Genomic DNA, 23,387 nt, shown 5'->3' with positions numbered 1-23,387 from the left:
GAACAATTATGACCGAGTCGTCCGCCTTGAGCGACCTGCGCCGCAGGATCGCCGCGATCGAGCCACCGTCCTCGATCGCGTCGACGTGCGTGGCGACCGGCCATGTCGCGATCGACCTGGCGCTGGGCGGCGGGCTGGCGCGCGGGCGGGTGCACGAGGTGTTCGCGCTCGATGCCGCCGATGCGAGCTGCGCGGCGGGGTTCGCGGCGATGCTCGCGCGGCGGCTGGGGGGCGGGATCGTGTGGCTGCGCGAGGAAACCGCCGATCGGCAGGGGGGACAGCTCCATGCCGCGGGGCTGGTCGAGATCGGTATCGACCCCGACCGGCTGATCCTGGGGCTGTTGCCCGATCCGCTCGCGGTGCTGCGCGCCGCTGCCGATGTCGTGCGCTGCCCCGATGTCGGCATCGCGCTGATCGAATTGTGGCGCGATCCGCGCCGGCTCGATCTCACGGCAAGCCGGCGGCTGGCGCTGGCGGCGGAGGAATCGGGGGTCACCGCGATCATCCTGCGGATCGCCGCCGAACCTTCGCCAAGCGCCGCGCAAACGCGCTGGGCGGTGCGCGCGGCGGCATCGGTGCCGCTCGCTGCCGATGCGCCGGGGCATCCCGCGCTCGAAGTCGAATTGTTGCGCCAGCGTGGCCGCGCCCAAAGCGGGGTTTGGCGAGTGGAGTGGGATCGTGAACAAGCAAGCTTCCGCGCGCCGGCGCTATCTGGCGCTGTGGTTTCCCTTCCTGCCGGCCGATCGGCTGGTGCGGATGGGGGTGCCCGATTGCGACGTGCCTGATGACGCGCCGTTCGCGCTGGTCGAAAGGGATCGTGGCGCGATCCGCCTTGCCGCAGTCGATCCACGCGCGCAGACGCTGGGGCTCATCGCCGGGCTCTCGCTCGCCGATGCCCGCGCGCGGGTGCCCGAGCTTGCGGTGTTCGATGCCGATCCGGTCGCCGATATCGGCTGGCTCGAACGGCTGGCCGATGGGTGCGAGCGCTATACCCCGATGGTTGCGCTCGATTCGCCCGATGGGCTGACGCTCGACATCACCGGCGCGGCGCATCTGTTCGGCGACGAGGGCGGCTTGCTCGCCGATGTCGAGGCGCGGATGGCGCGCTGGACCGGGCATCTGCGCCACGCCTTCGCCGCCAGTCCCGAGGGCGCGCAGGCGCTCGCGCGCTTCCAGACCGCACCCGCCGCGAGCGAAGATGCGGCGCTACGGCGCTTGGGGGTCGAGGCGCTGCGGCTCGATGACGAGACCGAAACCGCGCTTCGCCGCGCCGGGCTCAAGACGCTGGGCGATCTGGCGGTGCGCCCGTCTGGCCCGGTATCGGCGCGCTTCGGCAAGGGCACCACCGACATGCTGGCGCGCGTGCTCGGATCCTCCGACAGCCGAATCTCGCCGCGCCGTCCGCCGCCTGCAATGCTGTTCGAGCGCCGCTTCGCCGAGCCTATCGCGCGGACGCAGGATGCCTTGGCGGCGATCGGCGATCTGGCGCAACAGGCCGCGATCGAGCTCGAGGAGCGCCACATGGGCGGCCGCCGCTTCGCCGTCCGGCTGTTCCGCAGCGACGGGCGGGTGTTCGATCTCGCGGTCGAAAGCGGCCAGCCGCTGCGCGATGCCGCGATGCTGGTGCGGCTGTTCGGCGAGCGCGTCGATTCGCTCGCCGATCCGATCGATCCGGGCTTCGGCTTCGACATGATCCGCCTGGCGATCCCCGCGATCGAGCCGCTTGCGCCGACCCAGCTCCAGCTCGAAGGCGGGACGATCAGCGAAGAGGCGATGGCGGCATTGGTCGATCGCCTCAGCGCGCGGCTGGGGCGCGGGCGGATCCGCCGCTTCGCCACGCGCGACACGCATATCCCCGAACAAGGCGTGCTGACGCTGCCCGCGGTCGATACCGGCACCCCCGCCGCCTGGGACACCCCCGAGCCCGGTGAGCCGCCGCTTCGCCCGCTCCACCTGTTCGACCCGCCACAGCCGATCGAGGTGATGGCCGAAGTCCCCGACGGCCCGCCGCATCGCTTTCGCTGGCGGCGCACGCTGCACGACATCACCCGGTTCGAAGGCCCTGAGCGGATCGCCCCTGAATGGTGGCGGCGCGCCGACAATGGCGGGCTGACGCGCGATTATTACCGGATTGAGGACGCGCGCGGCCGCCGCTTCTGGGTGTTCCGCCACGGCCTCTATGGCCGCGAGGCCGCCGATCCGCGCTGGTACGTACACGGCCTATTTGCATGACCGGGTTCGCCGAACTCGGGGCGGCGACCAATTATTCGTTCCTGCGCGGCGCGTCGGCACCGTCGGACATGGTCGCGCAGGCCTTCGCGCTCGGGATGGCGGGGATCGGCATCGCTGACCGCAACAGCGTGGCGGGGGTGGTGCGCGCGCACGTCGCGCTCAAACAGGCGCGCGCCAAGGCTGCCGAGGCGGGGCTGGGCGAGATCGACTTCCGCCTGGTCGTCGGCGCGCGGCTGGTGTTCGCCGATGATACCCCCGACATCCTGGCTTATCCCGCCACGCGCCACGGTTGGGGTCGGCTCACTCGGCTGCTGACCTTGGGCAATCTGCGCGCGCAAAAGGGCGGCTGCGTACTGCGGCTCGAGGATCTGCTGGCGTATTGCGACGACCTGCTGCTGATCGTGATGGCCACGCCCTCGCTCGGCCCCGTTCGCGCGCCACCCGTCGAACCCAAACTCACCCTGCTTCGTCACCCCGGACTGGTTCCGGGGTCCACCTCTCCACCACCTGCGCCAGCGGTTGGCGCACGCTGGACCCCGGAACTAGTCCGGGGTGACGATGGGGTGGGGGGCCAAGAGCGCATCCTCGCCACCCTCCAGTCCGCCGCCCCCGGCCGCGTCTGGATCGGCGCGACCATGCACCGCGCAGGCCGCGACCGTCGTCGCCTCGCCGCGCTCATCGACCTGGCCGCGCGCACCGGGCTGCCGCTGCTCGCCACCAACGATGCGCTCTACGCCACCCCCGATCAGCGCCAGCTCCACGACGTCCTCACCTGTATCGAGCAGAAGACGACGATCGCCGCCGCCGGGCGCCGCCTCGCCGCCAATGCCGAACGCTATCTCAAGCCCGCCGCCGAAATGGCGCGGCTGTTCCGCGATTGCCCGCAGGCGGTCGCCGAAAGCCTGAACCTGCTCGCCCGCATCGCCTTCACCCTCGACGATTTGCGCTACGAATATCCGCACGAGCCGGTGCCCGAGGGCTGGCAGCCGCAGGCATGGCTCGAACATATGGTCGTCGAGGCGGCGCACCAGCGCTACGGCGCCGATCTGCCCGCCGATGTCCGCCGCCGGCTGGCCGAGGAATTCGCGCTGATCGCCAGCCAGAACTACGCCTATTATTTCCTCACCGTCCACGATCTGGTCCGCTTCGCGCGCACCCGCGATCCGCCGATCCTGTGCCAGGGGCGCGGCTCTGCGGCCAATTCGATCGTCTGCTTCCTGCTCGGCGTCACCTCGGTCGATCCGACCGAGCACGATCTGCTGTTCTCGCGCTTCGTGTCCGAGGAACGCCACGAGCCCCCCGATATCGACGTCGATTTCGAGCATGAACGCCGCGAGGAGGTGATGCAGTATATCTATGCCCGCTATGGCCGCGAGCGGGCAGGGATCGCCGCGACCGTCATCCATTACCGCCCGCGAAGCGCGGTCCGCGAAGTCGGCAAGGTGCTGGGCTTTTCGGAGGACGCGACCGTGCGGCTGGTCGGCACCGTCTGGGGCAGCTTCGCCAGCCGCATGGAGGAGCGCCGCTTCACCGAATCGGGCTTCGATCCCGCCAACCCGCATGTCGCGCGGCTGCGCTGCCTGGTCGACCAGATCCTCGAATTCCCCCGCCATCTCTCGCAGCATGTCGGCGGCTTCATCCTCACCCAGAACCGGCTCGATGAGACGGTGCCGATCCACAATGGCGCGATGGCCGACCGCACCTTCATCGAATGGGACAAGGACGATATCGACGCGCTGGGGCTGATGAAGGTCGACGTTCTCGCGCTCGGCATGCTCACCTGCATCCGCAAGGCGTTCGCGATGATGCGCGAGCACGGGCTTGGCGATCACGACCTCACCGTCGACATCAAGGCCGACGACCCAGCAGTCTATGCCATGCTCGACAAGGGCGACAGCATCGGTGTGTTCCAGGTCGAAAGCCGCGCGCAGATCAACATGCTCCCGCGCCTCAAACCGCGCTCGCTCTACGACCTCACCGTCCAGGTCGCGATCGTCCGCCCCGGCCCGATCGAGGGCGACATGGTCCACCCCTATCTTCGCCGCCGCAGCGGGATCGAGAAGGTCGACTATCCCTCGCCCGCGCCGCCGCACGACCCGAACGAGCTTCGCACCCTGCTCGGCAAGACCTTCGGCGTGCCCTTGTTCCAGGAACAGGCGATGAAGCTGGCGATCGTCGCGGCGGGCTTCACCCCGGGCGAGGCCAACCAGCTGCGCCGCGCAATGGCCACCTTCCGCAACCATGGCGGGATCGACAAGATGAAGGACAAGCTCGTCGATGGCATGACCGCGCGCGGCTACGAACGCGCCTTTGCCGAGCGTTGCTATCGCCAGATCGAGGGCTTCGGCAGCTATGGCTTTCCCGAAAGCCACGCGCTGTCGTTCGCGCGGCTGGTCTATGTCTCGTCATGGATCAAATGCCACCAGCCCGCGGTGTTCACCTGCGCGCTGCTCAATTCGCAGCCGATGGGCTTCTACGCCCCCGCGCAGCTCGTGCGCGACGCGCGCGAACATGGCGTCGAGGTGCGGCCGATCGACATCAACGCCAGCATTTGGGACAATGACCTAGAGGGCGGCATGAAGCAGCCGGGGCAGGGCGCGCTCGCGATCCGGCTGGGCTTTCGCCAGATGGACGGCTTCCGCCAGGCATGGGCGCAGGCCTTGGTCGCCGCCCGCGCGTACGGCCGCTTCGACAGTGTCGAGGCACTCGCGCGCCGCGCCGATCTGCCGCAGCGCGCGCTTCGCCTGCTCGCCGATGCCGATGCCTTTGGCTCGCTGGGGCTGGGGCGGCGGCAGGCCTTGTGGGAAGCGCGCCGCACCCCCAGTGGCGAGCTGCCGCTGTTCGCCGCCGCGCGCGCGCGCGAGCTTGCCGACGAACCCGATATGGCGCTGCCCGCCATGGCGGCGTCGCAGGAAGTCGCGATCGATTACCAGACGCTTCGCCTGTCGCTGAAGGATCATCCGATGACCTTCGTGCGGCGCACGCTCGATGCCGAACGCGTCGCCACCTGCGCGCAGACCAGCGCGGCCAAGGCGGGCACCCGGCTTCGCACCGCGGGCATCGTGCTGGTCCGCCAGCGCCCCGGCAAGGGCAATGCGATCTTCGTCACGATCGAGGACGAAACCGGCGTCACCAACGTCGTTTTATGGGCGCGCCTGTTCGAAACCTATCGCCGCGAGGTGATGACCGCGCGGCTGATGCTGGTCGAGGGCGAGGTCCAGCGCAGCCCCGAGGGCGTCGTCCACCTGATGGGCGCCCGCGTGATCGACCGCACCGCGCTGCTCGACACGCTGGGCGACGCCGCGCCCCCGACGACGCTATCGCGCGCCGACGAAGTCGCGCGGCCCGTGTATGATCGCCACCCCCGCGACGTGCGGGTGCTGCCGAAATCGCGGGATTTTCATTAGAGGGAGTATGGTATGCCAGCAATGTTTCGCGTCTAAGAACGCGGCCATTGATACGTTCGAAAAAGGGGGCGCAGCTTTCGCCACGCCCCCCCCCGATAACGTTATCGGAGCCGATTACCGGCCTCGAACCTGGCCCTTGGTTTCGTCATTGCTGAGGGCTGCGCCTGCAAGCGTGGCGATTTGGGCTTTGGTCGGCTTCACACGCCCAGCGAGGACGTTTGAGGCCAATGTGGAGACCTTCGGAGATGTTTGCTTCTTCGGGGTAGGCATTTTATTAAAACCTTCATTCTAGCGTCAAATTAGACACGCAACGCGGATTGCGTTATAGAGAAGGTCGCCGAGAGGCCCGGCAAGGCCCCCGGCGACCGGTATCACTGCCCTAATAAGAGCAGTGGGAAGTGGATCGGCGGCAACCGAACCAACTTCCCGAAGGGATGCACAAACATCCCGTATTACCTTTCTGCGGGGTCCGAGCACCCCCGCTGTGCTGACACACAGTTGAAATGACGACCCGTAGGCCCTGATGGGCTTGCGGGCGTCACCCCATGCAATAAACCTACTGCACGCGGCACCGCCATTGTATACCAATCAGATACGGCACGCAAGGGCCGTATCTTGCGTTGTATATCGAAGGGTGTATTCTCGAGGTGAACCTAATCGTGGAGGCCAACGTGCACGATGTACCAGCCGATAATCCTGTCAAACTTCGCGATCAGTTCGTGGAGCGTTTGCGTGCAGTAGAGGAGCAGATTGCTGGGCTCCGCGAAGAGCGTGACATACTCCAGAGAGACCTGCAGGTGACCGAGCAGTTTATTGCCGTATGGCGGCGTACGAATAACGTACAAGGCCCTCCCGAGCGGATCGAGGCGAAAATAAACCTGACCCATAACGACGTACCGTCTCACTCCAAAAAGCCGAAAAATCCCCGGCGTGAAGCTGTCGCTGAAGCTGTACTGGAAATCATTTCCAACCGCGGCGCGCCCGTTAGTCGTAGCGAGCTGTATGAAGCTCTCAAAGCTCGCGGTGTTGCTGTCTACGGAAAGGACCCGGTGATGGTTCTCAGTACGATGCTGTGGCGGTCACAGGATCGAATTGTGCGGCTAGGAAGCGAAGGATACTGGTTCAGAAACCGTCCCTATCCCCCGGCGAACTACTATCCGGATACGGCAGACGTCACTGGAGTGGCTCATACGGATCCGGAAGATGGCGCTATCGAGGACCCCGATGACGACCCCGAAGTAACTTCCAGCGAGGACTAAGCGGTTGCACGCTGGCACCGGTGCAACGGGTTGCATGACTTGTATCGATGCAACCCGTGCACAGAAAGTGCAGAACTTTCAGAGGGTTAAATCCCTTTTACATCACAGCTTGGATTGGGTCATCTGTATGGGATCCAAATGATACCCGAATGCGACCTTTCAGCGTTCCACGAATGACGCATACGAGCCAAGCTCGATCTGAATAATTGTCGACGTATGGGATGATCTCTAGCCTTTTGAACGGCTGGAAATGGGGCTTTAGCTGCTGCGAGATGCTATTCGGCAAATGTCCAAATGCATTCCCCCAACACTCCCCCCCAATCAATCCCCCACCACAACCCGCGGCAGCGCCTTGATCGGCTCCACCGTGATCCCCCGAAACCACGTCTCCGCCCCCTCCGACTGCAACTGGATTTGGCCATGCGTCAGCGGCACGCGGGTGCCGTCGGGGGCGATCGTCGCCAGGTCGCGGACCTGTGCCACCGGGACGCCGTTGACGACATGCACCGCGCGGTCGCCCACCACGTACAGGTCCAGCGTGTTCCATTCGCCCACCGGGCGCTCGGCGTCGGTCGCCGCCTCGACATTCCAGGTCGGGGTGCCGTTGACGATGTCGATCTCACGCCCGCCCGCGCGGTAGCGCAGATGCGGCGCGATCAGCGTCGGATCGAAGCTTACAGTGGTGCGCCCGCGCAGCTTGCCGCCCACCGCGACGATCATCCCGGTCGATCCGGTCATGATCTCGAACTCCGACGATGGCCGCCAGGTGCCGAACACTTCGCCGGGCGCGCCATGCGTGTGATAGAGCAGGCCGTTGTTGCGCGGCAGCGTCTCACGCGGGGCGAAGGTCCTGGCCCCCCATTTGAACTCGAGCCGCAGGTGATAGTCGCGCAGGTCGGCGCGGTGGACCAGGCTGCCCCAGGTCTCGCCCTTTACCCAGATCGCCGGCGCGCCGTCGATCTCGCGCACCGCGAAATCGCCCTTGGTGTCGCGGGAGGTGCCGATCGGCGTCGCGCCGGGATTGGCCTGATAGGTGATCGCGGGATCGGCATAGCCCAGCCACGCCGTCCACCCGTCGAGGCTGCGCCCGTCGAACAGCGCGGTTCGCTTGCCTGTCGGCTCGGGCAGGTCGGTGAGCGTCAGCCGCTGCGGCGCGGCGACGGGCTCGCCCGCGATCGCGCGCGCCTGTTGCTGTGAGTCCTGCGCCAGCGCCGGTGTGCCAAGCGCCAGCAGCGCCGCGAATGCCCGATGAACCCGCATGATATTCCCCTCCGCCCTTCGCCCGACGGCGATTATGGCAAGAAGCATAGCGCGGTAACGCTAGGCGGCGTGGACAAATTTGAGCCAGTATCTGGCGGCGGCGATGTGGACCATGCTGAGGAAGCTTTCGGAGAGTTGGTCATATCGGGTTGCGATGGCGCGGTTGGTTTTCAGGCGACCGAAGAAGCGCTCGATGTGGTTTCGCTCTCTGTAGAGCCCCCGGTCATGGTCGATCTTGATACGGCGGTTCGAACGGCCCGGGATGACCGCCTGGATGTTGCGGCGTGCAAGGTCAGCGCGGATGGCGTCGGCGTCATACCCTTTGTCGGCTAGCAGCGCCTTGGGCACCTGCTCGGGCAGGGCGATCAGCGTATCATAGGCCTTGCAATCGGCCGCTTCGCCAACCGTCAGGTGGAAGGCGAGCGGTCTTCCTCGGGCATCTGCCAGACAGTGAAGTTTACTGGTAAACCCGCCCCGCGAGCGGCCAAGAGCGCGTCGATGAGCCCCCCTTTTCCGCCCGCTGCCGAGACGTGAGCGCGAACAGTGGTGCTGTCGATGCTATAGTGGCCGCTGTCGGCCATCATCTCCGCCAGCGTGACCGATACGGCCTCCCACACCCCGGCCTCGCTCCAGCGCCGAAACCGCCGGTAAATCGTGTTCCAGTTGCCATATTTGGGCGGCACATCGCGCCAAGGCGTGCCGCACCGTAGCCGCCAGAGGATGCCGTTAATGATCGAACGGTTCTCTTCGGGCGGCCGCCCAGGCCCCCGGTTTGCCGCATCAATCGGCAGCAAACCCTTCAAAACACGCCACTCAGCTTCGCTCAGATCGCCCCGGCTCAACCCCGCCTCCAAAAGGAAGCCTTGAATCAACCACCAAGTTTCGCGTCAAACAATTTGTCCACGCCGCCTAACAGGCGAAAGCGTTTTGCTTCAGATCATCGTCGCGAAATCGATCAGCAGCTTCACGTTGAGCGTCACGATCACCGCCGCGACGATCCACGCCGCCCATTTGAGCGCGGGGCGGTTGGCGAAGCCGCCCATCTTGGCGCGATCGCTGGTGAAGGCGACCAGCGGGATCACCGCGAAGGGCAATTGCATCGACAGCACCACCTGGCTGAACACCAGCAATTGCGCGGTGCCGCTGTCGCCATACAGCGCCGCGACGGTGACCGCGGGGATGATCGCCAGCAGCCGGGTGATCAGCCGCCGCTGCCACGCGGGCAGGCGGATGCGCAGGAAACCCTCCATCACGATCTGCCCGGCGAGCGTCGCGGTGATCGTCGAATTCTGCCCCGATGCCAGCAGCGCCACCGCGAACAGCGTGCTGGCGACGCCCACCCCCAGCATCGGTGCGAGCAATTGATACGCATCGCCGATCTCGGCGACGTCGGTGCGGCCGGCGGTGTGAAAGGTCGCGGCGGCCAGGATCAGGATCGCCGAATTGATCAGCAGCGCCAGCATCAGCGCGATCGTGCTGTCGAGCGTGGCGTATTTGATCGCCTCGCGCTTGCCCCGCTCGTCGCGCTCGAACGCGCGCGTCTGGACGATCGACGAATGGAGATACAGATTATGCGGCATCACCGTCGCGCCCAGGATGCCGATCGCGACGTACAGCATCGCCGGGTTGGTCACGACCTGCGCGGTGGGGATATAGCCGCGCAGCACATCGCCGATCGCGGGCTGCGCCAGCGCCAGCTCGACCGCGAAGCAAACCCCGATCACGATCAACAGCGCGATCACGAACGCCTCGAGCTTGCGGAAGCCGCGTTGCTGCAGCAGCAGGATCAGCAGCACGTCGAACGCTGTGATGACGACGCCCCAGACCAGCGGGATGCCGAACAGCAATTGCAGCGCGATCGCGGTGCCGATCACCTCGGCCAGGTCGCAGGCGATGATCGCCAGCTCGCACGCCACCCACAGCATGAAACCGACGGGGCGGCTGTAGTGGTCGCGGCACGCCTGCGCCAAGTCGCGCCCGGTCACGATGCCGAGCTTGGCGGCCAGCCCCTGCAACAGGATCGCCATCACGTTCGACAGCAGCACGACCGACAACAGGGTATAGCCGAACTGCGATCCCCCCGCGAGGCCGGTGGCCCAGTTGCCCGGGTCCATATAGCCGACCGCGACCAGATAGCCGGGGCCGGAAAAGGCACCCATCTTGGTCCAGAAGCGCGCATCGCGCGGGATCGGGATGCTGCGGAACACCTCGGGCAGGCTGTCGCCCGATTGCGTCCGCCAGCCGCGCGGCTTGGCGGGGCTGGCCTCGGGCGTGATGGCGTCGTCGGTCATGCAGGGCGTCTCCGGTCGCCCAGCCTATATGCGCGCGCGATCAAGATTAGCTAGGGCTAATATTTGGACTGAAGGCAATCTCGTGCCAAGGGTGCGGCTACGTACAGGAGCTGCCCGCCGTGACCTTGCCCGAACCCCAGGAACATGCGCGCCGCTTCGCGCGCCTGCGCTCGGCGCACCGCACCGAAACGCAGGAGGACTATGTCGAGCTGATCGCCGATCTGATCGCCGAAACCGGCGAAGCGCGAGCGACAGAGCTGGCCGAACGGCTCGGCGTCACCCCCGCGACGGTGGCGAACACGCTCACCCGGCTCAAGCGCGACGGGCTGGTCGAAATGCGCCCCTATCGCTCGATCTTCCTGACCGATGAGGGGCGTGCGCTGGCGGCGCGATCAAAGGCACGCCACGACATCGTCGTCGGCTTCCTGCTGCGGCTGGGCGTATCGAGCGAGATCGCCGAGATGGACGCCGAGGGGCTCGAACATCACCTCAGCCAGGAAACGCTCGACGCGATGCAGGCGTTCGGCACGCAGCGATAATTCTCCGTCGGTTTAACCGTTGCTCGTGCGCGGATATCGAACGCCGACCCTCCGCTTCGTGTTAAGCCCTGCCGATGGTCCGATACGACATGCGCATCAGGTTGCTGGCCGCTTCGCTGTCGGCGCTGGCGGGGTTTGTCGACGCGGTCGGCTTCGTCCATCTCGGCGGCTTCTTCGTCTCGTTCATGAGCGGGAACACCACGCGGATCGGGGTGGGGTTGAGCGAGCGCGGCGGTGACGCGGTGGTCGCCGGCGGGCTGATCCTGAGCTTCGTTGCGGGGGTCGTGTTCGGATCGCTGGTGGGGCGGCGTTTCGGCACCGCGCGGCGAAGGGCGGTCCTGGCGTTGGTGGCGGCGCTGCTCGGGCTGGCGGCGTTGCTCGCGGCGTGGGGCCATCACGGCGCCGCCGCGGTAGCGATGGCGCTGGCGATGGGGGCCGAGAATGCGGTGTTCGCCGAGGGCGCCGACATCCATATCGGGCTCACCTATATGACGGGAACCCTGGTGAAGCTGGGCCAGCATCTCGCGATCGCACTGGGCGGCGGCGATCGCTTCGGATGGGCACCCTATCTGCTGCTATGGGCAGGGTTGCTCGCCGGGGGGATATTGGGCGCGGCGAGCTATGCCGTCGCCGGAATGGGCGCGCTGTGGGCGGCGGCAGCGGCGGCGGGCATTGCCGCGATCGTCGCACCGCCGGTCGAGGCGGCCAGGGTCGCCGCGCGCGCACACGCTACGAAACCGAACGAATAAGAGGAACATCGATGCCCCGAATTGCCAGCGACCGCCTGCGCGACAGGATCATGAGCGCCGATGCGGCCGCCGCGTTGATCGCCCCCGGCAGCACGGTGGGGCTGAGCGGCTTCACCGGCTCGGGCTATCCCAAGGCGGTGCCGCTGGCGCTCGCGGCGCGGATCGAGGCCGAGCATTCCAAGGGCAACCCGTTCCAGATCCGCGTCTGGACCGGCGCATCGACCGGCCCCGAGCTCGACGGCGCGCTCGCCAAGGCCGACGGCATCGAATTCCGCCTGCCCTATAATTCGGACCCGATCGCGCGCCAGAAGATCAATCGCGGCGAGATGGACTATTTCGACATGCACCTGAGCCAGGTCGCGCCGATGGCGTGGCAGGGGTTCCTCGGGCCGCTCGACACCGCGGTGGTCGAGATTTCGGGCATTCGCGCCGACGGATCGCTGATCCCGTCATCGTCGATCGGCAACAACAAGACCTGGCTCGATCGCGCCGACCAGATCATCCTCGAGGTCAATCGCTGGCAGAACCCCGCGCTCGAAGGGATGCACGACATTTATTACGGCACCGCGCTGCCGCCGCACCGCGTGCCGATCCCATTGATCCGCCCCGACGACCGGATCGGCGAGGCCTATTTCCGCGTCGATCCCGAAAAGATCGTCGCGATCGTCGAGACCGAAGCCCCCGACCGCAACCTGCCCTTCGCCGCGCCCGATGCCGCCGCGCATGCGATCGCCGGGCATCTGATCGAGTTCTTCGCGCACGAAGTCGCGCGCGGGCGGCTGCCGGCATCGTTGCTGCCGTTGCAATCGGGGGTGGGCAACATCGCCAATGCGGTGCTGAGCGGGCTGGTGACCGGGCCGTTCGACGACATGACCTCGTACACCGAAGTGATCCAGGACGGGATGCTCGACCTGCTCGATTCGGGCAAGCTGCGGATGGCGTCGGCGACCGCCTTTTCGCTGAGCCCCGAGGCGGCGGCGCGGCTCAACGCCGATCTGGGGGCGTATCGCGATCGAATGATCCTGCGGCCGCAGGAGATCAGCAACCATCCCGAGCTGATCCGCCGGCTGGGCTGCCTGGCGATGAACGGGCTGATCGAGGCCGACATCTATGGCAACGTCAATTCGACGCACATCATGGGATCGCGAATCCAGAACGGCATCGGCGGATCGCGCGATTTCGCGCGCAATGCCTATGTCTCGATCTTCATGACCCCCTCGACCGCCAAGGGCGGCGCGATTTCGGCGATCGTACCGCAGGCGAGCCATGTCGATCACATCAGCCAGGACGTCCAGGTGCTGGTGACCGAGCAGGGGCTGGCCGACCTACGCGGGCTCAGCCCCAAGCAGCGCGCGGCGTTGATCATCGAAAAGTGCGCGCATCCGGAGTATCGCCCGGCGCTGATCGATTATTACCAGCGCGCGCGGACGGGTTCCTACGGCCAGCAAACCCCGGTGCTGCCGGGCGAGGCTTTGTCCTGGCACCAACGCTTCATCGAGACGGGGACGATGCGGATGTAGCCCGCTTCCAAGGGCGGCGCGGACCGAAAGTGTCGGGCAGGGGTTTGGACGACGTCGTTCCCAATTCGGACGTGCGTGTTCGCCGGACTTGGCGCATGCAAAGCATCCCCTAGCGCAAGGCAAGCTCCCCGATGGCGGTGAATCGTGAACGCGTTGAGAATGGCGGTTTGATCGCGTTGGTCGTGCTCGTCACGCTGGCGCTGCTGCTGGTGGTGTCGGACTTTATCGGCGCGTTGCTGTGGGCGGCGCTGGCGGCGATCCTGTTCCAGCCGCTGTTCCACCGGCTGCTCGCGCGCTTCCCCGATCGGCGCAATACCGCCGCGGCGCTGGCGATCCTGATCATCACCGTCGCGGTCGTCATCCCCGCCATCATCATTGCCAGCTTGGTCGTCGACCAAGCGGCGGGGGTGTATAGTCAGATGCTGTCGGGGCAGATCAATTTCGGCCTGTATTTCGAGCAGGTCCACGACGCGCTGCCGCTTCGGCTGCAGCGGCTGCTCGACAATTCGGGCTTCAACAGCCTCGAGCAGGCGCAGGCGAGCCTCGCCCGTGCGGTCGGCAGCAGCGCGAGCATGCTCGCCACCCGCGCGCTGTCGATCGGTGCCAATGCGGCGGGCTTCCTGCTCGCCTTCGGCGTCGGGTTGTACATCACCTTCTTCCTGTTGCGCGACGGCGACGACATCGGGCCGGCGATCGTCCGCGCGATGCCGCTCGAGCGGTCGGTCGCCGAGCGGCTGGCCGACAAGTTCGCCGCGGTGGTGCGTGCGACGATCAAGGGCTCGGGGATCGTCGCGCTGGTGCAGGGCGCGATCGGCGCGGCCACCTTCTGGGTGGTCGGGCTGCCCGCGGCGTTGCTGTGGGGGGTGCTGATGGCGATCGCCGCGCTTCTGCCCGCGATCGGCCCTGCGCTCATCTGGGCGCCGGTCGGCATCTATCTGTTGGCGACCGGCGCGATCTGGCAGGCGGCGATCGTGATCCTGTCGGGGGTGCTGGTGATCGGGCTCGCCGACAATATCCTGCGCCCGATCCTGGTGGGGCGCGACACCGGCATCCCCGATTGGCTGGTGCTGGTGACCACGCTCGGCGGGATCAATCTGGTGGGCTTGAGCGGCATCGTCGTCGGCCCGCTCGCCGCGGGATTGTTCATCGCGGCGTGGCAGGTGCTGACCGAGCAACGGCTGGGCGATGCGCCGGACACCGAATGATGGCGGGCCATGCTGCGGTGGTAAGGCGGCGCTTGCTGCGATAGGGGCGCAACCAGCTTTCAGGAATCAGATCGACCCATGGCGCGCAAACATTCGAAGCATGATCCCTATGGCGATGCCGACCGCGAGGACGAGGCGCCCGCGGCGCCGGTAGTGTGCTGGCTGTGCGGCCGGCCGACCGGCAAGACGATCGTCTGGCACCACCCGGTCCCCAAGAGCCGGGGCGGGCGCGACGTTGTGCCGATGCACGGCATCTGCCAGCAAACGCTGACCGCCAACTTCACCAATTCCGAACTCCAGCGCCACGGGATGGACGTCGAGGGGCTGCTGGCGAACCCCAATGTGCGCAAGTTCGTCGACTGGGTGGCGAAAAAAGACCCCGACTTCACCGCGACCATCACCAAGAAGCAGCGCTGAGCGACTTAACGCAGCAGACTTCGGGTATCCGTTTTATAGTGCTTTGCCCCCGCAATACACCGTGTTAGGCTTGCCGCCTGACCGGGGGGTAAGATGCTCGAACTCAACAACATCAGCCATGTCTATGCCAATGGCACGCGCGCGCTCGACGGCGTCAGCCTGTCGATTCCCAAGGGAATGTACGGGCTGCTAGGCCCCAATGGTGCGGGCAAATCGACGCTGATGCGCACGATCGCGACGCTCCAGACGCCGACCGAGGGTGCGATCACCTTCGGCGACATCGACGTCATCGCCCAGCCCGAACGATTGCGCCGCACGCTCGGCTATCTGCCGCAGGATTTCGGGGTGTATCCGCGCGTGTCGGCCTATGACATGCTCGATCACATGGCGGTGCTCAAGGGCGTCGCCTCGGCCGCCGATCGCAAGGCGACGGTCGAGACATTGCTCAACCAGACCAATTTATGGTCGGTACGCAAGAAAGCGATCGCGGGCTTTTCGGGCGGGATGCGCCAGCGCTTCGGGATCGCGCAGGCGCTGATCGGCAATCCCGAGCTGATTATCGTCGACGAGCCGACCGCCGGGCTCGACCCCGAAGAGCGCAACCGCTTCCTCAACCTGCTCGCCGAGATCGGCGAGAATGTCGTCATCATCCTGTCGACGCATATCGTCGAGGACGTTGCCGATCTTTGCCCGCGCATGGCGATCCTGGCGGGCGGGCGAATCCAGCGCGAAGGTGCGCCGCACGATCTGATCGCGCAGACCCGCGGCAGCATCTGGGCCAAGACGATCGCGCGCGACCAGCTCGACGCCTATCGCGAGCGCTATGAGGTGATCTCGACCCGGCTGTTCGCCGGCCGGACGGTGATCCACATCCTCGCACCAGCCGATCCCGGCGACGGGTTCGCCAGCGTCGATGGCGGGCTCGAGGACGTCTATTTCTCGACGCTCGCGCACAGCCGCCGCGCGCCCATGCCCGCGCAAGCCGCCTGAGCGGGGGAGCGCAGCGCATGTTCGCCCGTATCGCCGCCTTCGAGCTTCGCTACCAGCTCGGCAGCCCCGTCTTCTGGGTCGTCGCGATCCTGTTCTTCCTGCTGACCTTCGGCGCGACGACGATCGACCAGATCCAGATCGGCAGCGGCGGCAACGTCCATGTCAATTCGCCCTTTGCGATCGCGCAGACGCATCTGATCCTGTCGATCTTCTTCATGTTCGTGACCACCGCGTTCGTCGCCAACGTGATCGTGCGCGACGACGAAAGCGGCTTCGGGCCGATGGTGCGATCGACGCGAGTGGTGAAGTTCGACTATCTGATCGGGCGCTTCGCGGGCGCGCTCGGCGCCGCCGCGATCGCCTTTGCCGCGGTGCCGCTGGCGATCTGGCTCGGTTCGCTGATGCCGTGGCTCGATGCCGAAACGCTGGGGCCGAACCGGGTGCGCGATTACGCCTTCGCCTATTTCGTGCTGGCGCTGCCCAATGTGGTGCTGACCGCGGCGATCTTCTTCGCGGTCGCGACGCTGACGCGGTCGATGGTGTACAGCTACCTCGGGGTAATCGTCTTCCTCGTCGGCTATTTCGTGCTGATCGGCGTGATCCAGGCGCGTCCCGAATGGCGCGATACCGTCGCCTATTTCGAACCCTTCGGCATCGGCGCGTTCGGCGTGACCGCGCGTTATTGGACCGCGGCTGAATCCAATACGATGATTCCCCCGCTCGAGGGTGCATTGCTCGTCAATCGCTGCCTGGCGTTCGGCGTCGCTGCGCTCGCGCTGCTGTTGGCCTATGCCCGGTTCAGCTTTGCCGAACGCGGCATGTCGAAGCGGCGGCTGCGACGGCAGGCCAAGCGCGAGGCCAAGCTCGCCGCGCAGCCGCCGGCAATCGTCACCAAATTGCCCGCGACCAACCCGGAAGCGGCGCGCGGTACCCAGTTGCTGGCGCGGTGCCGGTTCGAGATCGGCCAGGTGCTCAAGAGCCCCGCCTTTTTCGTGCTGTTGGCGATCGGTCTCGCCAATGCGGTGGGCGGCCTGCTCGGCGCCAACCAGTCCTATGGCACCCCCGGCCGGCCGCTGACCTTCGCGATCCTCGAAGTGCTGTTCGGCAGTTTCGGCATCATCCCGATCGTCATCGCGATCTATTATGCGGGCGAAGTCGTATGGCGCGACCGCGATCGGCGGATGCACGAGATCGTCGATGCCACCGCCTTGCCCAATTGGGCGTATATGGTGCCCAAGACGCTCGCGGTGGCGATCGTGCTGTTCGCGACGCTGGCGGTATCGGTCGTCGCGGCGATCCTGGTCCAGGTGAGCCGCGGCGGCGGCAGCATCGAGCTCGGCCAATATCTCGGCTGGTATCTGCTCCCGCTGTCGATCGACATGCTGCTGATCGCGGTGCTCGCGGTGTTCCTCCAGGCGCTCAGCCCCAACAAATATGTCGGCTGGGCGCTAATGGTCGTCTATCTCGTCGCGACGATTACGCTGTCGAACATCGGCTTCGAACACCCGCTATATCTGTACGGCAGCACTGGCACGCCGCAGCTTTCGGACATGAACGGCGATCAGGTCGGCGGGCCGGCGGGATGGTGGCTGCGGCTGTACTGGGGCGCTTTCGCGGTCATCCTCGCGGTGCTGGCGCATCTGCTGTGGCGGCGCGGTACCGAGACGCGGCTCAAGGCACGGCTGGCACGGCTCCCCGCCCGGCTCATGGGCGCACCCCGCGCGATCATCGCCGCCGCGCTGCTGGTCTTCGGCGCGACCGGCGGGTTCCTCTACTGGAACATGAACGTCCTCAACGACTATCGCACCCGCGACGACAACAATGCCAAGCTCGCCGAATACGAGAAGCGCTATCTGCGCTACGAGACCGTGCGCCAGCCATCGGCGACCGCGATGCGCATCAAGGTCGATCTCTATCCCGAGCGTCGCCGGATGGAGGCACGCGGCCGCTTCTGGCTGATCAACGACACCGGGGCGCCGCTCGAGACGCTGCACGTCCGTGCCGCCGATCCCTCGATGCGGATCACCGGTATCGGCGTGCCCGGCGCCCGGCTGGCGATCGACGACGCGAAGAACCAATATCGCATCTATCGCTTCGATACCCCGCTCGCGCCGGGCGCGCGCACCGTGCTCGACTTCACGACGATTCGCGAGCAGCGCGGGCTGCGCGCCAATGGCGACGACACCCGGCTCGTCGCCAATGGCAGCTTCCTCAACAACACCGAATTCGCGCCGCAGATCGGGATGCAGCGCTTCGGCTTGCTCACCGATCGTGCCGAGCGGCGCAAATACGGCCTGCCCGCCGAGCAGCGCATGGCCAAGCTCGAGGATATATCGGCAACGCGGCGCAACTACATCGCCAATGCCAGCTGGGTGATGAGCGACATCACGCTGTCGACCAGCGCCGATCAGGTGCCGATCGCGCCCGGCCGCCGCGTATCGGACACCACCGCCGATGGCCGCCGCACCGCGCGCTTCGTGTCGACCGCGCCGATCCTCGCCTTTTTCTCGGTCCAGTCGGCGCGCTATGCCGAGGCGACCGCGCGTGCGGGCGATGTGGCGCTCAGCGTCTATCACCACCCCGGCCATGCCTATAACGTCCCGCGGATGCTGGCGGCGATGCAGCGCTCGCTCGGCTATTTCGAACGCGCGTTCGGCCCCTATCAGTTCGACTATGCCCGGGTCGTCGAGTTTCCCGGCTATGCCGCCTTCGCGCAGGCGTTTGCCGGCACCATTCCCTATTCGGAAAAGATCGGCTTCATCGCCGATACGCGCGATCCCAAGGCGATCGACTATGTGACCTATGTCACCGCGCACGAGCTGGCGCACCAATATTGGGCGCACCAGCTCATCAGCGCCGACATGCAGGGCGGCACGATGCTGGTCGAGACGCTGGCGCAATATGGCGCGCTGATGGTGATGAAGGACATGTATGGCGACGATCGCATCCGCCGCTTCCTGAAATACGAGCTCGACAATTATCTGCGTTCGCGCGGCAGCGAGGCGATCGAGGAGCTCCCGCTCAACCGGGTCGAGAACCAGGGCTATATCCATTACCGCAAGGGTTCGCTGGCGATGTATCTGCTGCAGGACCGGCTGGGCGAGGATCGCGTCAACGCAATGCTCGCGGCGTTGCTCGACCGCTATCGCTTCAAGGGTGCGCCCTATGCGCGATCGACCGATCTGGTCGAAGGCTTCCGCGGGCTCGCGCGCAACGATGCCGAGCGGCAGCTGGTCGCCGACCTGCTCGAACGCATCACCATTTACGATCTCAAGACCACCGCAGCGACGGTTCGCCCGATCGCCGGCGGGCGGTTCGAAACGACGCTGACCGTCGCGGCGGGCAAGGCCTATGCCGATGGCAAGGGAGTCGAGAAACAAGCGCGGCTGAACGACACGATCGAGATCGGCGTGTTCACCGCACGCCCCGGCGTGGGCGACTTCGCAGCGCCCAACGTGGTGGCGATCGAACGCCGCCCGGTCCGCAGCGGGCAGCAGCAGATCCGCATCGTCACCGCGCGCCGCCCGACCTTTGCCGGCGTCGATCCGTACAACAAATATGTCGATCGCAACTCCGACGATAACGTGGTGGCGATCACGGACTAATCGCGGCGGGGGGCCGGCGAGGCCACACCCGGCGCGCTCGAGCGCGGAAATGCGGTGAAAAGCTGGCTGGGGCGGCAGGGTTCGAACCTGCGCATGGCGGCATCAAAAGCCGCTGCCTTACCACTTGGCGACGCCCCAGCAAGGCGTGCGCTTATAACCGCGCACGCGGGTTAGGGAAGGGGCTTTAGGCCAGGTATTCGACCCAGCCGTGCGGATCGGGCGCCTGGCCGCGCTGGATCGCCACCAGTTGCGCGCGAAGCCGCGTCGTCACCTCGCCCGGCCCGCCATTGCCGATACGGAAATCGCGCGACGTGCCGCGCACCCGGCCGATCGGCGTCACCACCGCCGCAGTGCCGCAGGCGAAGCTCTCGCGCAGCCGGCCACTCGCGGCATCGGCCTCCCACGCATCGATCGCATAGGGCGCCTCGCGCACCGTCATGCCGGCGTCGCGCGCCAGCGTCAGAATCGAATCGCGGGTGATGCCGGGCAGGATCGTGCCCCCCAGCGGCGGGGTCTGCAGGCTGCCGTCGTCCATCACGAAGAAAGTGTTCATGCCGCCCAGCTCCTCGACATAGCGGCGCTCGACCGCGTCGAGGAACACCACCTGGTCGCATTCCTGGCGGATCGCCTCGGCCTGCGCGAGCAAGCCGCTGGCATAATTGCCGCCGCACTTCGCTGCCCCGGTGCCGCCGGGGGCGGCGCGGGTGAAATCGTCCGACACCCAGACGGTGATCGAGGGGGCACCGCCCTTGAAATACGCGCCCGCGGGCGAGGCAATGACCATGTAGAGATATTCGGCCGAGGGCTTCACCCCCAGGAACACCTCGCTCGCGATCATGAACGGGCGCAGGTACAGCGATCCGCCGTCGATGCTCGGCAGCCAGGCGCGGTCGGCACGGACCAGCGCGCGGATCGATTCGAGGAACAGCGCCTCGGGCAGTTCGCCCATCGCCATCCGCCGCGCCGATTCGGCGAAGCGCCGCGCATTGGCATCGGGGCGGAACAAGGTCGCGCCGCCGTCGTCGGTGCGATAGGCCTTGAGCCCTTCGAAAATCTCCTGCGCATAATGCAGCACCGACGATGCCGGATCCATCTGCAGCGGTGCGCGCGGGCAGATCCGCGCATCGTGCCAGCCCTGCTCGGTGTTCCAGCGGATCATCGCCATATGATCGGTGAACACCCGCCCGAAGCCCGGATTCGCCAGCAGCGCCTCGCGCTCGCTCGCCGCGACCGGGTTGGGATTGGGTTCGATCGTGAAGGGCAGGGTGGCGGTATCGAGCATCGGGGCATCCAGCGTCAAAGCGCCATGGGAGCGCCATGGCCAAGGGTTGCCGAACGGTAGGGGCGCTGCCAAAACAGGTCAACATGGCTGGCCCAACGATCCCCGATCCGCTGCGTACCGCCTCGCCCTTGTTCCTGCGCGAGCCCGAGATCCGCAAGGGGATCGAGCTGCTCTATTTCGGCTATAGCCACCTCACGCGCTCGGTCGACGATGCGTTGGCGGTGCAAGGGCTGGGGCGGGCGCACCACCGCGCGCTGTATTTCATCGCGCGCCAGCCCGGGCTTACCGTCAGCGAGCTGCTGGCTTTGCTGGCGATCACCAAACAGTCGCTCGGCCGCGTGCTCGGCGATCTCGCCGAGCGCGGGCTGGTCGAGATGCGCCCCGGCGACCGCGACCGGCGCCAGCGGCTGCTGCGGCTGACCGCCGAGGGCAACGCGCTAGAAACCGTGTTGTTCGATCAACTGCGCGAGCGGCTGTCGGCAGCCTATGCCAGCGCAGGGCAGGGCGCGGTCGGCGGCTTCTGGGCGGTCCTCGAAGGGCTGATCCCCGACGAGGAACGCGCGCGCATCGCGATGCTGGGCCGCTAAATCCCCTCCCGCGCACGGGAGGGGGCAAGCGTCACGCGACCTTGAACCCTTCCTTGTTCATCGCGCTCGTCAGATGCTTGTTCTTCTCCTCCGACAGCTGCGCGCGCAGCGCCGGGAACAGCTCGGTTTCTTCCTCGGTCATATGCTGCTCGATATCGGCGCGGAACTTGCGCACCTTGATCAGGAAATCGGGCGAATCCTTGGGGCTGTTGTCGAGCTCGTACAGGTGCTGCTTCACATAGCCGTGATCCTTGGTGAGGTGATCGGCCGCCTCGACCTGCCCCGCCTCGCGCAGCGCGGGGTAGATCACGCTCGATTCCTCGACGTCGTGCTTCACCAGCGCGTGCTTCATCTGCGCCAGCAGCATCGCCCGCTTGGTGGTGTTGCGCGAATCGGTCGCCTCGAGCGCGTCGAAGATCTTCAGCACCGCCTTGTGCTCGAGCGTCAGCGCCTCGACCCAGTCGCGCGCCAGCGCGCTCGGCGCCTGTACCGCTGCCTTGCGGCCGATCATCGCCAGCATCCCCAGCGCCGCACCCGCGGTCGCCGCGCCAGCCAGCAGGCCCAGATTGGGCTTCTCGGCCTTGGCGGTACGACCTTCGCTATCGCGGTCGATGGTGGTGGTCGTCGTCATGGGTGCCTCCGTTGCAAATCCGTCTGACGGGACAACGGGTCGGGGCAAGCGGCGTTCCGTCGGTTTCAGCCGCGCGCGGCGGCGGCCATCTCGGCATTGCGGCGGGTCGCCGCCTCGAGCGTGCGCGTGACCAGCGTCACCAGCGCATCGTCGGCGTCGAGGACGTTGAGCCCCTCGCGCGTCGATCCGCCCGGGCTCGCGACCCGATCCGCCAGCACGCCGGGGCTCTCGCTTGCCCCCGCGGCGAGGATCGCCGATCCCTCGACCGTCGCGCGCGCCAGCCGCAGCGCCTGATCGGCGGGCAGACCCAGCGCCGCACCGCCCTGCGCGAGCGCATCGATGAAGCGATAGGTGAAGCCCGGCCCGCTGCCCGACAGCGCGGTGACGACGTCGAACAGCGCCTCGTCGTCGATCCATTCGACCAGCCCCAGCGGCGCCATCAGCGCTTCGGCAGCGGCGCGTCCGGCGCTATCGCCATGCAGCGCCACCACGCCCTTGCCGATCGCGACGGGCAGATTGGGCATCGCGCGCACCACCGCATCGGCGGCAAAACGCTCGGCAAGCGTCGATACCTCAACCCCGGCAAGGATCGACACCAGCAACGGCACCGGTGCGGCGCCCTTGCGCAGGCTTGGCAGCGCCTGGTCGATCAGTTGTGGTTTCACCGCGAGCACGACGATCTCGGGCAGCGGGCCATCGGGCGCCTCCGCCACCACGGTCACGCCCTCGGGTACCGAAGGACTGCCCGGATCGATCACCGTCACCTTGGCCGTCGGCAGTCCGCTGGCGACCCAGCAGCGCAGCATCGCGCCGCCCATGTTGCCCGCGCCGACCAGCCACAAGGTCGGCATCGCGTCGCCGCTCACGCCTCGCCCTGCGTCTCGATCAGCGATGCCGCGATCGCTTCCTTGGGGGTCTTGCCGCCCCACAGCACGAACTGGAACACCGGATAGAAGCGCTCGCATTCGTCGATCGCGCTTTCGATCAGCATCTCGGCCTGGTCGAGCGTCAGCGTGCCGCCGCCTTCGCCGTCGATCATCGCGGCGTGGCGGTACAGCAGGATGCCGCTGGTCGACCAAAGCTCAAAATGGCCGATCCACAGTTGCTCGTTGACCAGCCCCATCGTCTCATAAATCGTCGCGCGGCGTTCGTCGGCGACGCGGACGTCGGGAAAGGCCAGGAACTGCAGGACATTGTCGTCCTCGCGCCAGATCGCGCGAAGCTCATATTCGGCCCAGCTGCCCTTCACCTTCGCGACGATCTCGTCATCGTCGCGCTCATGGCTCCAGCCATGCGCGGCGAAATAGCTCTCCAGCATGTCGATGGGTGCCGCATCGTCGCGGTCGAACTCGGCTTCTTCGAGCATGGTTATCCTTTGCACGGCCCGGGTGCCCGATGCAAATCGTGTCGCGC

At 66.6% G+C, this 23,387-nt stretch carries 18 protein-coding genes, 1 tRNA gene and 1 pseudogene; 12 read left to right on the top strand and 8 right to left on the bottom strand.

Annotation, left to right across the window (positions count from 1 at the left end; genetic code table 11):
• Positions 1 to 8: 8 nt before the first annotated feature.
• From OKW76_RS05790 to OKW76_RS05775, 4 genes are all read left to right on the top strand, one after another.
• Positions 9 to 785 (top strand): ImuA family protein, encoded by a 777-nt coding sequence (locus OKW76_RS05790; protein ID WP_265551941.1) that lies wholly within the window; start codon positions 9 to 11, stop codon positions 783 to 785.
• Entirely contained in the window at positions 679 to 2,232 is a 1,554-nt protein-coding gene (locus OKW76_RS05785) for a Y-family DNA polymerase (RefSeq protein WP_416221846.1), read from the top strand. The genes OKW76_RS05790 and OKW76_RS05785 overlap by 107 nt, the downstream gene beginning before the upstream one ends.
• Positions 2,229 to 5,639 carry an error-prone DNA polymerase gene (locus OKW76_RS05780; RefSeq protein WP_265551939.1) on the top strand — a complete coding sequence of 1,137 codons (3,411 nt, stop codon included), beginning with the start codon at positions 2,229 to 2,231 and terminating at the stop codon, positions 5,637 to 5,639. Before OKW76_RS05785 ends, OKW76_RS05780 begins: the two co-directional genes overlap by 4 nt.
• A 671-nt stretch (positions 5,640 to 6,310) precedes the next feature.
• Entirely contained in the window at positions 6,311 to 6,898 is a 588-nt protein-coding gene (locus OKW76_RS05775) for a hypothetical protein (protein ID WP_265551937.1), read from the top strand.
• A 321-nt stretch (positions 6,899 to 7,219) separates the two neighbouring features.
• Here the strand turns inward: OKW76_RS05775 and OKW76_RS05770 are convergent, their stop codons facing one another.
• The 3 genes and pseudogenes from OKW76_RS05770 to OKW76_RS05760 form a co-directional block, all read right to left on the bottom strand.
• Complete coding sequence (locus OKW76_RS05770; protein ID WP_265551935.1) at positions 7,220 to 8,158, bottom strand: 3-keto-disaccharide hydrolase; 939 nt, start codon at positions 8,156 to 8,158, stop codon at positions 7,220 to 7,222.
• A 60-nt stretch (positions 8,159 to 8,218) separates the two neighbouring features.
• A pseudogene (locus tag OKW76_RS05765) lies at positions 8,219 to 8,952 on the bottom strand (IS5 family transposase).
• Positions 8,953 to 9,090: 138 nt separating this feature from the next.
• On the bottom strand, positions 9,091 to 10,449 hold the full coding sequence (locus tag OKW76_RS05760) for an Nramp family divalent metal transporter (RefSeq protein WP_265551933.1): 1,359 nt from the start codon (positions 10,447 to 10,449) through the stop codon (positions 9,091 to 9,093).
• A 119-nt stretch (positions 10,450 to 10,568) separates the two neighbouring features.
• On the opposite strand from OKW76_RS05760, the gene mntR reads away from it, so the two are divergent.
• From mntR to OKW76_RS05725, 7 genes are all read left to right on the top strand, one after another.
• Positions 10,569 to 10,988, top strand: a complete 420-nt coding sequence (gene mntR / locus OKW76_RS05755; RefSeq protein WP_265551931.1) for a manganese-binding transcriptional regulator MntR — start codon at positions 10,569 to 10,571, stop codon at positions 10,986 to 10,988.
• 89 nt (positions 10,989 to 11,077) lie between these two features.
• Positions 11,078 to 11,737 carry a DUF1275 family protein gene (locus OKW76_RS05750; RefSeq protein ID WP_265551929.1) on the top strand — a complete coding sequence of 220 codons (660 nt, stop codon included), beginning with the start codon at positions 11,078 to 11,080 and terminating at the stop codon, positions 11,735 to 11,737.
• A gap of 11 nt (positions 11,738 to 11,748) precedes the next feature.
• Positions 11,749 to 13,257: an acetyl-CoA hydrolase/transferase family protein gene (locus OKW76_RS05745; RefSeq protein ID WP_265551927.1), complete on the top strand. Its 1,509-nt coding sequence runs from the start codon at positions 11,749 to 11,751 to the stop codon at positions 13,255 to 13,257.
• A 131-nt stretch (positions 13,258 to 13,388) separates the two neighbouring features.
• The gene (locus OKW76_RS05740) at positions 13,389 to 14,462 is read left to right on the top strand and encodes an AI-2E family transporter (RefSeq protein WP_265551925.1); all 1,074 of its coding nucleotides are present in this window, start codon (positions 13,389 to 13,391) and stop codon (positions 14,460 to 14,462) included.
• 78 nt (positions 14,463 to 14,540) lie between these two features.
• Entirely contained in the window at positions 14,541 to 14,879 is a 339-nt protein-coding gene (locus OKW76_RS05735) for a hypothetical protein (protein WP_265551922.1), read from the top strand.
• Positions 14,880 to 14,972: 93 nt separating this feature from the next.
• Positions 14,973 to 15,869, top strand: a complete 897-nt coding sequence (locus OKW76_RS05730; RefSeq protein WP_265551921.1) for an ABC transporter ATP-binding protein — start codon at positions 14,973 to 14,975, stop codon at positions 15,867 to 15,869.
• Positions 15,870 to 15,886: 17 nt separating this feature from the next.
• Positions 15,887 to 19,474: an ABC transporter permease/M1 family aminopeptidase gene (locus OKW76_RS05725; protein WP_265551919.1), complete on the top strand. Its 3,588-nt coding sequence runs from the start codon at positions 15,887 to 15,889 to the stop codon at positions 19,472 to 19,474.
• Positions 19,475 to 19,537: 63 nt separating this feature from the next.
• Here OKW76_RS05725 and OKW76_RS05720 read toward each other — a convergent pair.
• Together OKW76_RS05720 and OKW76_RS05715 are read right to left on the bottom strand one after the other, a co-directional pair.
• Positions 19,538 to 19,612 (bottom strand) — tRNA-Gln (locus tag OKW76_RS05720).
• Between the two features lie 46 nt (positions 19,613 to 19,658).
• The gene (locus tag OKW76_RS05715; RefSeq protein ID WP_265551917.1) at positions 19,659 to 20,756 is read right to left on the bottom strand and encodes a branched-chain amino acid aminotransferase; all 1,098 of its coding nucleotides are present in this window, start codon (positions 20,754 to 20,756) and stop codon (positions 19,659 to 19,661) included.
• Positions 20,757 to 20,839: 83 nt separating this feature from the next.
• Between OKW76_RS05715 and OKW76_RS05710 the strand changes: the two genes are divergently transcribed.
• Entirely contained in the window at positions 20,840 to 21,343 is a 504-nt protein-coding gene (locus tag OKW76_RS05710) for a MarR family transcriptional regulator (RefSeq protein WP_265551915.1), read from the top strand.
• A 31-nt stretch (positions 21,344 to 21,374) separates the two neighbouring features.
• On the opposite strand, the gene OKW76_RS05705 is transcribed toward OKW76_RS05710, so the two are convergent.
• The 3 genes from OKW76_RS05705 to OKW76_RS05695 all read right to left on the bottom strand — a co-directional run bounded on the left by OKW76_RS05705 (position 21,375) and on the right by OKW76_RS05695 (position 23,340).
• Complete coding sequence (locus OKW76_RS05705; protein ID WP_265551913.1) at positions 21,375 to 21,974, bottom strand: hemerythrin domain-containing protein; 600 nt, start codon at positions 21,972 to 21,974, stop codon at positions 21,375 to 21,377.
• 65 nt (positions 21,975 to 22,039) lie between these two features.
• The gene (gene proC / locus OKW76_RS05700) at positions 22,040 to 22,825 is read right to left on the bottom strand and encodes a pyrroline-5-carboxylate reductase (protein WP_265552787.1); all 786 of its coding nucleotides are present in this window, start codon (positions 22,823 to 22,825) and stop codon (positions 22,040 to 22,042) included.
• Between the two features lie 11 nt (positions 22,826 to 22,836).
• Positions 22,837 to 23,340 (bottom strand): YbjN domain-containing protein, encoded by a 504-nt coding sequence (locus tag OKW76_RS05695; RefSeq protein WP_256507797.1) that lies wholly within the window; start codon positions 23,338 to 23,340, stop codon positions 22,837 to 22,839.
• Positions 23,341 to 23,387 lie beyond the last annotated feature (47 nt).

The organism is Sphingomonas sp. S1-29 (assembly GCF_026167545.1).
GTDB lineage: Bacteria > Pseudomonadota > Alphaproteobacteria > Sphingomonadales > Sphingomonadaceae > Sphingomonas.
Note: the sequence above shows the minus strand (reverse complement) of the source record. Positions and strands in the feature narration are given on the sequence as shown.